Genomic DNA, 11803 nt, shown 5'->3' with positions numbered 1-11803 from the left:
CCGCGCTCCACATCCCTGGAGCCGAGCCACTTTCAAAACTCAGCCTTGGAGAGTTCATGACCCAGATCAAGATCGCAGTTGTCATCGGCAGCCTGCGCAAGGATTCCCTCAATCGAAAGTTGGCACTGGCCATCGCGCACCTCGCTCCGCCGGAGTTCACGTTCGAGCATGTGCAGATCGACGACCTGCCGCTCTACAACCAGGACCAGGACGGCAACCAGTTGCCGTCCGTGCTTCGCCTGAAATCGGAGATTGCCGCCGCGCAAGGCGTGTTGTTCATCACGCCCGAATACAACCGCTCGGTTCCCGGCGTGCTCAAGAACGCGATCGACAACGCGTCACGGCCCTATGGTCAAAGTGCATGGGCAGGCAAGGCGGCGGGCGTGATCGGCATCTCCGTCGGCGCCATCGGCACCGCGGCTGCGCAGCAGCACCTGCGTCCCATCCTCGCGTACCTCGACATGAAGGTGATGGGCCAGCCCGAGGGCTTCATCCAGAACAAGGAAGGGATGTTCGACGACAAGGGCCACGTCAGCGAAGGCAGCAAGAAGTTCCTGCAGGGCTGGGTCGACAAGTACGTGGCCTGGGTCAAGCAGCACGCGTGACAAGACGCAAAAAAGCCGGGACGGCCTCTCGGTCGTCCCGGCTTTTCGATGCGTCTTGACCGTCGATCAGGCGGCAACTGCCACGCGCTGCTGGTTGGCAGCTTCGGCGCTGGCGCGGCGGATGTCGCTCGCAGCGGCGGCCAGCGCTTGCGCGGTCTGCTCGGCGCCCATGGCCAGTCCCTCGGCGCGCACGAAGCGCACGTCGGTGATGCCGAAGAAGCCGAACACCACCTTCAGGTAGCTCTCCTGATGCTCGGCGGCCTGGCCGGCTTCAGAGGTCGAGTACACGCCACCGCGGGTCGACACCACGATCACCGTCTTGCCGGTGGCCAGGCCCGTCGGGCCCTTCTCGGTGTACTTGAAGGTACGGCCGGGCTGCGCCAGGCGGTCGATCCAGGCCTTGAGCTGGCTGGGGATCGAGAAGTTGTACAGCGGTGCGCCCACGACGATCACGTCAGCGGCCAGGAACTGGCTCACCAGCTTTTCCGAGATCACGTTCTCGCGCTTTTGCTCTTCGCTCAGCACCGCGCCTTCAGGCATCCGGAAGCCCAGCGAATTGGCGTCGAAGTGGCTCGGCGCCGAGGTGGCGAGGTCCAGGTATTCGACCTGCGTGCCGGGGTGGGTGGCCGTCCAGTCGGCCACCGTGTCCGCCGTCAGTTGACGGGAGACGGAATTGGTGCCCAGAACGCTCGAATCAACGTGAAGCAGCTTCATGACTTTGCTCTCTTTCCAAGGTGGGCCGGCGGAATGTCGGCATGGGTAGAAGTCTATTTATGTTGCGAGTCTTTGATAAGCAGGCAAAAATGGCATAGATCGTTCCACGAATAGGACAATGAACATGCTAGACCTCAACGACATGGTCTATTTCGCCGAGGTGGCCGAGCGGGGCGGCTTTGCCGCGGCCGGGCGGGCGCTGGGCATACCGAAGTCGCGGCTCTCGCGGAGGGTGGCGGATCTGGAGGCACAACTGGGCGTGCAGCTCTTGCAGCGCAGCACGCGCAGCCTGTCGCTAACGCCCGCCGGCGAGCTGTACCTGCGCCACTGCGCGGCGATGCGCGATGCGGCGCAAACGGCGGCCGAAGCCGTGGCGCAGGTGCAGACCGAGCCGCGCGGCACCATCCGCATCAGCTGCCCGGTGACGCTGGCGCAAAGCAGCCTGGGGCCCTTGCTCCCCATCTTCATGAAGCGCTACCCGGAGGTGCGGGTGGAGATGATGGTGCTCAACAGGCCCGTCGATCCGATCGAGGAGGGCGTGGACCTCGCGCTGCGCGTGCGCCCCGCCATCGAGGACAGTGCGACGCTCGTGGCCAAGAACTTCGGCGTCAGCCGGGGCATCCTCGTGGCCAGCCCCGAACTGCTGAAGCGGCAAGGCCCGGTGACCGCGCCGCAGGACCTGGAACGCCTCGACACCGTTGCGATGTCCGCTGCCGGCGATGGCCGGGCCAGCATGCGGATGGAAGGGCCGGCCGGGGAGGTCTACATGTTTCACCACAGCCCGCGCTACATCGCGGACGACCTGGCGACGATCAAGTTCGCGGTGGTGGCCGGCATCGGTGCGTCAATGCTGCCCGACTACATGTGCCAATCGGAGATTCGCAATGGACTGCTCGCGGAGGTGCTGCCCGGCTGGGGGCCGACGCCGGGCATCTCGCATGCTATGTTCCCGGCGCGCCGCGCGTTGGTGCCGGCGGTGCGCAAGCTCATCGACTTCCTGGCCGACAACCTCAACGGCGACGAGCCGCACGACTACGCCATTTGAGGCACCGCGCTACCACGCGGAAGGCAGCTTTCGCAGCACCACCAAGCGCCCCTCGCGCTGCGTGACGTAGCCGCCGGAGGTGAGCTCCTTCATCACACGGTTGACCATTTCGCGGGAGGATCCGACGCGGTCGGCGATGTCCTGCTGCGTGAGCTTGTTGCGCACGATGCGCTCGTCGCCCACGGGCTCCGACAGGTCCACCAGCACGCGCACGATGCGGCCGTAGACATCCTGCAGGGCGAGGCTGCGTACCTGTTCGGTGAGTCGGCGCACCATGCGGATGAGCTTGTGCGTCAGGTGCACCGCAAAGGCCGGGTGGTCCGCCAGGAACTGCTGCAGCTCCGACCCCTGCACCACGCGGCAGCGACAGGCCTCGATGGCCTTGACCGAAGCGGAGCGCGGCTCGCCGTCGATGGACAACTCGCCGAAGTATTCGCCCGGCCCGTATTCGGTGAGCACCACTTCGCGGCCGTCTTCGGAGCTTGCATAGGCCTTCACGCGTCCGCTCAGCACGATGTAGAGCGAGTCGGTCGTATCCCCCTCATTGATGAGGATCGCGTTGGCCGGAAAGGTGCGCGTGAGGCCGCGCGGTGCAATGGCATCGATCAGCGCCTGCTGCAGGCGGCCTTTGGAATCGTCATCTGCGGAATTCATGGGCTTACCTGGGTGGCGCGAGCGCCCTGCGGAGCGGGCCTGCCGCCGATTATGGGCTGGGCTCCGGGTGTGATCAATGTCACTTCCACGCTGCGCAATGCGTACTCGTGAAAGCGCCGGCATCTGCCTAGATTAGCGAATCTTCAATGTCAATGGACTGCGCGGCTTTTTTCCTTCTTCAGGCACGACTGTCATGAACCGCTGGACCGACCTTCAACGCACACTGATGGGCCTTCAGGCGGCCATCGATGCCTTCGCGCATTGCGTGAGCCAGGCATTCGTGACGCTGGTCGGTTTTGCGCTGCTGACGGCGGTGCTGGGATTGGTTGGCGGATGCGCCAGCCTGCCCGACAGCGTGCATCGCACCGTGTCGCACGCACATGCCGATGTGGGCGATACGCGCCTTGCCAAGGTGGCGGCCGCGTCGATGCAGCCTGACAGCCACCTTTCGGGCGTGCGCCTGCTGCCCGCGGGCGACCAGGCTTTCGAAGCGCGCATCGCGCTGGCGCGTGGGGCGCAGAAGGCGCTGGACGTCCAGTACTACCAGATCGCCAACGATGCATCGGGCCGGCAGTTCCTGGGCGAACTGCGCAATGCCGGCGCACGCGGCGTCCGGGTGCGCGTGCTGGTCGACGACTGGAACGCGGGCGGCGAAGACGAACTCCTGGCGGGCCTTGCCGCCCATCCCAACATCGACGTGCGCATGTTCAACCCGCTGGCCGCGCGCGACGGCACCGTCGGCATGCGCGCCTTCCTGTCGCTGCACGAGTTCTCCCGCGTGAACCGCCGCATGCACAACAAGCTCTTCGTGGCCGACAACGCCTTTGCCCTGAGCGGCGGCCGCAACATCGCGAACGAATATTTCGACCGCAGCGAGCCCGTCAACTTCATCGACATGGACCTGCTGTCGGCCGGCCCGGTGGTGCGCGAACTGTCTGCGGTGTTCGACGAATACTGGAACAGCCGCCATGCCTACCCCATCCAGAGCTTGGCGACCGGGAATGAATCGCCGGAGGAGGCCCGTCGCCGCTTCGACGAAGCCGTCGAGTCCGACACCCAGGCCACCCGCCCCGTGGCTGCCCTCGACGCGCTGGGGCAGGGCGCCGTGGGCTCCCAGTTGGACGACGGGCGGGTGAGCCTGCACATGGCGCAAGTGAAGGTGCTGGCGGATGAGCCGCGCAAGGCCGACGTCGACAACGCATCGTTCGCGGATGGCGCAGTGGCAGCCGGCAACCTCGCCTTCCTGGCGTCGGCCCGCTTCGATGTGTTCGTCGCCTCGCCTTATTTTGTGCCGGGGCGCGGCACCCTGGATGTCTTGCGGCGCGCGGGCCACAACAAGGTGCAGGTGTCGGTCATGACCAACTCGCTGGCGACAACAGACGAGCCACTGGTGCACGCAGGCTACGCGCGCTACCGCAGCGAGCTGCTGGAAAGTGGCGTGGCGTTGTACGAGTTGATGCCCCAGGACGCCGACGGCGAACGGGAGCACGACGGCCCGTACGGATCGCTCGGCCGCCTGCACGCGAAGCTTGCCGTGGTGGACCAACGCTGGCTCTCGATCGGCTCCATGAACATGGATCGCCGCTCCGCACACAGCAACACGGAGATGGCGCTCATCATCGACAGCCCCGCGCTGGCAGGCCACGTGTCGACCCTGCTGCGGGCTGAGCAGGAGTCGCTCAGCTACCGGGTTCGCAGCCGGGAGGGGGAGGCGGGTGCGCTCCAGTGGGTTTCACGTGATGGCGAAAAAGAAGTCGTTCTCGACTCGGAACCGGCACTGAAGTGGCGCCTGCAACTGCGGCTTTCGCTGGTGTCGATGTTCCTGAGCGAAGAGCTTCTCTGATCCGCGGGCAGCCGCCTTGATGCCAAAGGCGACCCTCCTTATGCCCAAAACCCCATATTCTTACAAGTAGATATTCGTTTGTTATCCGAGCGCCGGTTCGCACAATCGCGGTCCTGCAATCCGAATAACAATCTGCGTGAGCCGTTTCCAACTCATCATCGTGCCCGGCTGGCGCGACTCCGGCCCTGGCCACTGGCAGAGCCTGTGGGCCGAGCGCATGCCGGATGCAATCCGCGTGGTGCAGGAAGACTGGGCGACGCCCAACCGTGACGACTGGGTCGCCACGCTTGAAAAACACGTTCTCGCCAGCGACAGGCCGGTGGTGATCGCCGCCCACAGCCTGGGCTGCATCACCACGACGCATCTTTCGCCCGCGGCCGTGGAGCGCATTCACGGTGCACTGTTCGTGGCGCCGGCCGATCCTGAGCGCAAGGCCGTTCTGTCGAGCTTCGCGCCCGTTCCCTATTCGCCGCTGCCGTATCGCAGCGTGCTCGTGGCCAGCAGCAACGATCCGTTTTGCCCGGTGCGCCTGGCGGGGGCCTATGCCCGCGCCTGGGGCAGCGAATTCGTTCGCATGCAGAATGCGGGCCACATCAACATCGACTCGGGGCATGGGGAGTGGCCGCTCGGCCTGGCCCTGCTCCAGTCCTTGACCGACGAGCCGGCGCCCTTGCAGCCGTCTCGCGCAACAACTTTCGAACCCTTGGCCTTTTCCAGATGACTTCCAGAATCAAGAAAATCCTTGCCGTCGTGGCGCTCGCTTCGTCCGCCATTCCGGCACTGGCGCAGACCACGCTGCTGAACGCTTCCTACGACGTGGCGCGCGAGTTCTACAAGGACTACAACGCCGCCTTCGTCGCCCACTACAAGAAGACGACGGGCAAGGACGTCAAGATCGACCAGGCGCATGGTGGCTCCAGCGCACAGGCGCGTGCCGTGGCTGACGGCCTCGACGCCGACGTCGTGACGATGAACACCACCACCGACATCGACTTCCTCGCCAACGCCGGCGTGGTCGCCAAGGACTGGGCCAAGAAATTCCCCGACAACGCATCGCCCACCACCTCGACCATGCTGTTCTTGGTGCGCAACGGCAACCCGAAGGGCATCAAGGATTGGGACGACCTGATCAAGCCCGGCGTGCAAGTCGTGGTCGTGAACCCCAAGACCGGCGGCAACGGCCGCTATGCCTACCTGGCTGCCTGGGGCTACGTCAAGAAGAAAGGCGGCACCGACGCGCAAGCGGCGGAGTTCGTCGGCAAGCTGTTCAAGAACGTGCCGATCCTGGCGCGCGGCGGTCGCGACGCGACCACGGCCTTCCTGCAACGCAACATTGGCGATGCGCTGATCACCTTCGAATCCGAAGTGCTGTCGATCGACCGCGAATTCGGCGCCGGCAAGGTCGACGCGGTGTACCCGTCGATCAGCGTGCTGGCCGAGAACCCCGTGGCCGTCGTCGAACGCACGACCGCCAAGAAGGGCACCGGCGAACTGGCCAAGGCCTACCTCGACTACCTCTATTCGGAAGAAGGCCAGGAAATTGCCGCCAAGCACGCGCTGCGCCCGCGCTCGCAGGCGGTTCTCAAGAAGAACGCGGCCCTCTTCAAGCCGGTGCAACTGTTCACCGTGCAGGAACTGTTTGGCGGCCTGGGTGAAGCGCAGAAGGTGCACTTTAACGACGGCGGCCAGTTCGACAAGATCTACACGCCTGGTGGCAAATAAGACACAAGCAATGAGTGCTTCAGTTTCACCGGCGCTGCCATCCAAACCGGCAGCGCCGGTTTTACGTAGTGTGCCCGGCACCCGAAAGGGCAAGGGGGCCAAGCGCGTGCTGCCCGGCTTCGGTCTCACGCTGGGCTATGCCATTTTCTATCTCAGCCTGATCGTGCTGATTCCGCTGTCGGCGCTGGTCTTCAAGACCTTCACGCTCAGTTGGGAGCAGTTCTGGGCGGCGGTGACTTCGGCGCGCGTGATGGCGTCGTACCGGCTCACCTTCGGTGCGTCGCTGATCGCTGCGTTGGTCAATCTCTTCGGCGGCTTGCTGGTGGCCTGGGTGCTGGTGCGCTACAAGTTTCCGGGCAAGAAGATCGTCGATGCGCTGGTCGATTTGCCTTTTGCGCTGCCGACCGCGGTGGCCGGCATCTCGCTCACGGCGCTGCTGGCGGGCAATGGCTGGATCGGGCAGTTTCTCGAGCCGCATGGCATCAAGCTGGCCTTCACGCCGGCGGGCGTGGTCATCGCGTTGATCTTCATCGGCTTGCCCTTCGTGGTGCGCACGGTGCAACCCGTGCTGGAAGACACCGAGAAGGAGCTTGAAGAAGCGGCCACCTCGCTCGGCGCGACGCGCCTGCAGACCTTCACGCGGGTGATCCTGCCGTCGATCATGCCTGCGCTGCTCACCGGCTTTGCGATGGCATTTGCACGCGCCATCGGCGAATACGGTTCGGTCATCTTCATCGCCGGCAACATGCCGATGATCTCGGAGATCACGCCGCTCATCATCATCGGCAAGCTGGAGCAATACGACTACGGCGGCGCGACCGCGGTGGCGCTGGTCATGCTGATCATCTCGTTCGTCATGCTGCTGGTCATCAATGGCTTGCAGGGATGGCAGCGCAAGCGTTCCGGAGGATCGTCATGAGCGGCGGGACTTCGCTTCGCGGCAATGTGCGCCGCGCGCAGGCTGGCACCACCGAATCGCCCTGGGTGCGCTGGACGCTGATCGGCCTGGCCTTGGCCTTCATGACGCTGTTCCTGGTGCTGCCGCTCGCGGCGGTCGCCACCGAGGCCTTGCGCAAGGGCTTTGGCGCCTACCTCGAGGCGCTCAAGGAGCCCGACGCGTGGAGCGCCATTCGCCTCACGCTGATCACCGCGGCCATCACCGTGCCGCTGAACCTCGTGTTCGGCGTGGCGGCGGCTTGGGCCATCGCCAAGTTCGAGTTCCGCGGCAAGGCCTTTCTCACCACGCTGGTGGACTTGCCCTTTGCGGTGTCGCCCGTGGTGGCCGGCTTGATCTACGTGCTGGTGTTCGGCGCGCAGGGATGGCTCGGTCCGTGGCTGCAGGCGCACGACATCAAGATCATCTTCGCGGTGCCCGGCATCGTGCTGGCGACGGTGTTCGTGACCTTTCCCTTCATCGCACGCGAACTGATTCCGCTGATGCAGGCGCAGGGCACCGATGAAGAGCAAGCCGCCATCGTGCTCGGCGCGACCGGCTGGCAGACCTTCTGGCGCGTGACGCTGCCCAACATCAAGTGGGGGCTGCTCTACGGCGTGATCCTGTGCAATGCGCGGGCGATGGGCGAGTTCGGCGCGGTGTCGGTGGTCTCGGGCCACATCCGTGGGCAGACCAACACGATGCCCTTGCACGTCGAAGTGCTCTACAACGAATACCAGTCGGTCGCGGCCTTTGCCGTCGCGTCCTTGCTGGCGATCCTTGCGCTGGTGACGCTGGTGATCAAGTCGGTCATCGAATGGCGGCACGAACGGGAGATGAAGGCGCTGGCGGATTTGCCGCCTGAACGGCCGGTGCCTGCAACCCCCTGAATACCTGCCCTCACCCCGACCTCTCCCCCGAGGGGAGAGGCGGCAAAGACAGAGAGAAATTTATGAGTATCGAAATCCGGAACGTCAGCAAACAGTTCGGCGACTTCCACGCACTGCGCAACGTCAACCTCGACGTGAACTCGGGCGAGTTGGTCGCCTTGCTCGGCCCCTCGGGCTGCGGCAAGACGACGCTGCTGCGCATCATTGCCGGCCTTGAAACGACCGACACGGGCAGCATCCTGTTCGCGGGCGAAGACACGACCGACGTGCACGTGCGCGAGCGGCAGGTGGGCTTCGTGTTCCAGCACTACGCCTTGTTCCGCCACATGACGGTGTTCGAGAACGTGGCCTTCGGCCTGCGCGTGAAGCCGCGCAGCCTGCGGCCCAGCGAAGCGCAGATCAAGAAGAAGGTGCACGACCTGCTCAGCCTGGTGCAACTCGACTGGCTGGCCGACCGCTATCCCTCGCAACTGTCCGGCGGGCAGCGCCAGCGCATCGCCCTGGCGCGCGCGCTGGCGGTCGAACCCAAGGTGTTGCTGCTGGACGAGCCCTTCGGCGCGCTGGACGCCAAGGTGCGCAAGGAACTGCGCCGCTGGCTGCGCCGCCTGCACGACGAGCTGCACGTCACGTCGATCTTCGTCACGCACGACCAGGAAGAAGCGCTGGAAGTGGCTGACCGCGTCGTGCTGATGAACAGTGGCCGCATCGAGCAGGTCGGCTCGCCGCAGGAGGTGTGGGACCATCCGGCGAGCCCCTTCGTGTACGGCTTCCTCGGCGACGTGAACCTGTTTCACGGCCGCGCGCACGACGGCGAGGTGGAAGTGCAGGGCGTTCGCATCGATTCGCCGGAGCACGGCGCGGTGCGCGACGCCAAGGCGCTTGCCTATGTGCGGCCGCACGACCTCAGCGTCGAACGGTACACGACGGGCGCCAGCGGCATCGTCGCAACCATTGGCAGGGCCATCGTGGTCGGACCGACCGCGCGGCTGGAACTTGAACCGGTGGATGCGAATCCAGACAATCCGGGCAGCGGAACCATCATCGAAGCGCAAATCCCTGCGCTACTGTTCCGCGAACTGGGCCTGAAGGAAGGCGACAAGGTCGTCGCCACCCCTCGCAAGGCCCGGGTGTTCGTTGAAGAAGACTGGGTTTCGCCTTGATCGATTGGTTTTTTGGCGCTCCGCGCCGTGCTTTCGGATTGATTTGCCTGGCATGCATCGCGATGCTGGCCTTCGGCCTGTACCTGCAGCATGTGGTGGGGCTGGAGCCTTGCCCCATGTGCGTGGTGCAGCGCTATGCGCTGGTGGCTGTTGCGCTGTTCACCGGCCTCGCATCGGCCGCGCGAGGGCGCGGGTTGCGCCTGACGTGGGCCGTGCTGGCAATCATTGCCAGCATCGGCGGTGCGTTCACGGCGGCGCGCCAGAGCTGGCTGCAGTGGCATCCGCCCGAGTTCGTGAGTTGCGGCCGCGACATCTACGGGATGATCGAGACCTTCCCGCTGCAACGCGCATTGCCGATGATCTTCAAGGGCAGCGGTGACTGCTCGAAGGTCGACTGGACCTTCCTGGGCCTGTCGATTGCCAACTGGTCCTTCATCGCCTTCGCGGTGTTCGCCGTGCTGGTGATCGGCTTGATCTTCAGCCGCGGGCGCGCGACGGGCGGCTACAACGGTAGCGTGTCGAAGGCAGCGTAAGTCGTTGCCAGCCAGCTCTTGACGCGCTGGCGCTCGAGCAGGCCCAGCGCGTTGGGGCTTTCCTTGTCGTTGGCGGCTTTCCAGAAGCTGGTGTTCTGCGCGTCGATCTTGCGCATGCTTGCGTCGTGCAGGCGCGGCAGCGTGATGACCTTCGCACCGTTCTGGTTCGCCTTCGAGAGCGATTGCGAACCCAGCAGCAAGCCGAAGTCGCTCCCGCGGCCGTAGTTTTGCACCACGATGTAGTTCGGCTTGTCGCCGAAGGTGTCGATCAGGGTGCCGAGCAGGTCGGTCGAATCCTTGCAGTCGTCGAGCACGTGCCAGAAGTTGACGGCGATGCCCATCTCGGCAAACAGCGAAAACAGGTCCGATTCCTTGATCCACTTCGACAGCGGCGCCAGCGTTTGCGCCGCCAGGTCGACGATCACGCTTTGATGCGGATTGGACTCGAAGCCGTTCACGACCGTGTCGAGTCCCTCGAAGCTGTCGACCACCACGGGCGATGCAAAGCCCTGGTAGAAGCGGGTGAACGAACTGTGCGAGCGGTCGGTGTCGAAGCCGACAAAAGGCTTGTTGCGATCGATGAAGTACTGCGCAAGCAAGCGCGCCGTCACCGATTTGCCCACACCGCCTTTTTCGCCGCCAATGAAGTTGAGAGAACTCATGTTTTCCTTCGAAGCATGAAGCGCGCCTGCGCCGGGTCAAATCATTCTATGGGCGTGGCGCGGGGGACCGGGGTGCATTGTGTCGATGGATGGGCTGGGTGCCAATGGAAACCTGAGTCTGGTTATGTTGGAGGCGGCGTTGGTGGGCGGTATGCCTTTGGGCGTTGGGGCGGCGTCGGCGGGCGGTATGCCTGTGGTCGGCTGACGCCTGCGGTCCTTCGGACTTCGCTGCTGGTACTCACGACAAGCGGGGTCCGCAGAACTCGGTCCACTGCGTGGCCCTCAAACAGCTGCGGCCCTTTTTCCGCCTGTCGCTCCGTTCCTCGCCGCAGGCTCAACAGCCGCCCACAGGCATACCGCCCACCGACGCTGGACACGGTGGGGGTGAACTGTCAGTCGCACACGGTGGGGGTGTAAACAGGACGTTTCGACGGTCGTGCCCAAGCAAGGAGTGCGCGCGCCGCGAGCTCTTGCGCACCGACGGATCAACGCGCAGGTTCGATGGAAACGCCCACACCGTTGGCGCCACCCCGGAGCCCGGTATGCGATGGCCGCTGGGCGCCGCCTCTGTGGCGCCGAGCAGCGCAGCCTTTCGCGGATCAGGGCTGGCGATTGTCTGAGTGGAGCGCAGCGGAGCGAGTTCGAGCCAGACCCCGCGAAAGGCGAGCAGCGCAGGGAAGTCCCGCAGGGACCGCCACAGTGAAGGCGCCCAGCGGCCATTGCATGCCGGGCGGGCCCCGAAGAGAACACGAATGTCCCTTGGGAGCCGCACGCCGGACGGCCCCCGAAGAGAACACGAATGTCCCCTTGGACCTGCACGTCGAACGGCCTCCGAACAGAACACGAAGGCCCTTGGGAGCCGCATGCCGGGCGGCGTCCGAAGAGAACGCCAATGCACCTTGGAAGCCGCATGCCAAGCGCTCTTCAAAGCAAGCACACATTGCCTGTGCAACCGAATGAACGACAAGCCGATCGCCGACCGATCACAAACCCCGCCACAAAGGGTTGCACCGGTGATTCAGACCAGCCCCGCACGTTATC

Annotated in this window: 12 protein-coding genes; 9 read left to right on the top strand and 3 right to left on the bottom strand. The window is 64.8% G+C overall.

The genetic code is table 11. The annotated features are described in order from the left end of the window. Window positions 1–56 precede the first annotated feature (56 nt). The gene (locus QTI66_RS03040) at window positions 57–605 is read left to right on the top strand and encodes an NADPH-dependent FMN reductase (protein ID WP_286557417.1); all 549 of its coding nucleotides are present in this window, start codon (window positions 57–59) and stop codon (window positions 603–605) included. 66 nt (window positions 606–671) lie between these two features. Here QTI66_RS03040 and QTI66_RS03035 read toward each other — a convergent pair whose 3' ends face one another. Continuing rightward, a complete protein-coding gene (locus QTI66_RS03035) occupies window positions 672–1319 on the bottom strand; it encodes an FMN-dependent NADH-azoreductase (protein WP_286557416.1) in 648 nt (215 codons plus the stop codon). Window positions 1320–1443: 124 nt separating this feature from the next. On the opposite strand from QTI66_RS03035, the gene QTI66_RS03030 reads away from it, so the two are divergent. After that, a complete protein-coding gene (locus tag QTI66_RS03030; RefSeq protein ID WP_286557415.1) occupies window positions 1444–2364 on the top strand; it encodes a LysR family transcriptional regulator in 921 nt (306 codons plus the stop codon). A gap of 9 nt (window positions 2365–2373) precedes the next feature. On the opposite strand, the gene QTI66_RS03025 is transcribed toward QTI66_RS03030, so the two are convergent. Further along, window positions 2374–3018, bottom strand: coding sequence for a Crp/Fnr family transcriptional regulator (locus QTI66_RS03025; protein ID WP_286557414.1), 645 nt, complete (start codon window positions 3016–3018; stop codon window positions 2374–2376). Window positions 3019–3211: 193 nt separating this feature from the next. Here QTI66_RS03025 and QTI66_RS03020 point away from each other — a divergent pair, with 193 nt between their 5' ends. The 7 genes from QTI66_RS03020 to QTI66_RS02990 all read left to right on the top strand — a co-directional run bounded on the left by QTI66_RS03020 (window position 3212) and on the right by QTI66_RS02990 (window position 10100). Next, the gene (locus QTI66_RS03020) at window positions 3212–4861 is read left to right on the top strand and encodes a phospholipase D family protein (protein ID WP_286557413.1); all 1650 of its coding nucleotides are present in this window, start codon (window positions 3212–3214) and stop codon (window positions 4859–4861) included. Window positions 4862–4997: 136 nt separating this feature from the next. Further along, window positions 4998–5582, top strand: a complete 585-nt coding sequence (locus QTI66_RS03015) for an RBBP9/YdeN family alpha/beta hydrolase (RefSeq protein ID WP_286557412.1) — start codon at window positions 4998–5000, stop codon at window positions 5580–5582. Then, entirely contained in the window at window positions 5579–6583 is a 1005-nt protein-coding gene (locus QTI66_RS03010; protein ID WP_286557411.1) for a sulfate ABC transporter substrate-binding protein, read from the top strand. The genes QTI66_RS03015 and QTI66_RS03010 overlap by 4 nt, the downstream gene beginning before the upstream one ends. A gap of 10 nt (window positions 6584–6593) precedes the next feature. Beyond that, on the top strand, window positions 6594–7502 hold the full coding sequence (gene cysT / locus QTI66_RS03005; protein WP_286557410.1) for a sulfate ABC transporter permease subunit CysT: 909 nt from the start codon (window positions 6594–6596) through the stop codon (window positions 7500–7502). Further along, window positions 7499–8407: a sulfate ABC transporter permease subunit CysW gene (cysW, locus tag QTI66_RS03000; RefSeq protein ID WP_286557409.1), complete on the top strand. Its 909-nt coding sequence runs from the start codon at window positions 7499–7501 to the stop codon at window positions 8405–8407. Before cysT ends, cysW begins: the two co-directional genes overlap by 4 nt. 62 nt (window positions 8408–8469) lie before the next feature. Further along, window positions 8470–9567 (top strand): sulfate/molybdate ABC transporter ATP-binding protein, encoded by a 1098-nt coding sequence (locus QTI66_RS02995; protein ID WP_286557408.1) that lies wholly within the window; start codon window positions 8470–8472, stop codon window positions 9565–9567. Next, the gene (locus QTI66_RS02990) at window positions 9564–10100 is read left to right on the top strand and encodes a disulfide bond formation protein B (protein WP_286557407.1); all 537 of its coding nucleotides are present in this window, start codon (window positions 9564–9566) and stop codon (window positions 10098–10100) included. Before QTI66_RS02995 ends, QTI66_RS02990 begins: the two co-directional genes overlap by 4 nt. Here QTI66_RS02990 and QTI66_RS02985 read toward each other — a convergent pair. Then, window positions 10070–10762, bottom strand: coding sequence for a P-loop NTPase family protein (locus QTI66_RS02985; RefSeq protein ID WP_286557406.1), 693 nt, complete (start codon window positions 10760–10762; stop codon window positions 10070–10072). The two genes, QTI66_RS02990 and QTI66_RS02985, sit on opposite strands and share 31 nt — an antisense overlap. Window positions 10763–11803 lie beyond the last annotated feature (1041 nt).

The sequence above is a fragment of the Variovorax brevis genome (assembly GCF_030317105.1).
Lineage (GTDB): Bacteria > Pseudomonadota > Gammaproteobacteria > Burkholderiales > Burkholderiaceae_C > Variovorax > Variovorax brevis.
Note: the sequence above shows the minus strand (reverse complement) of the source record. Positions and strands in the feature narration are given on the sequence as shown.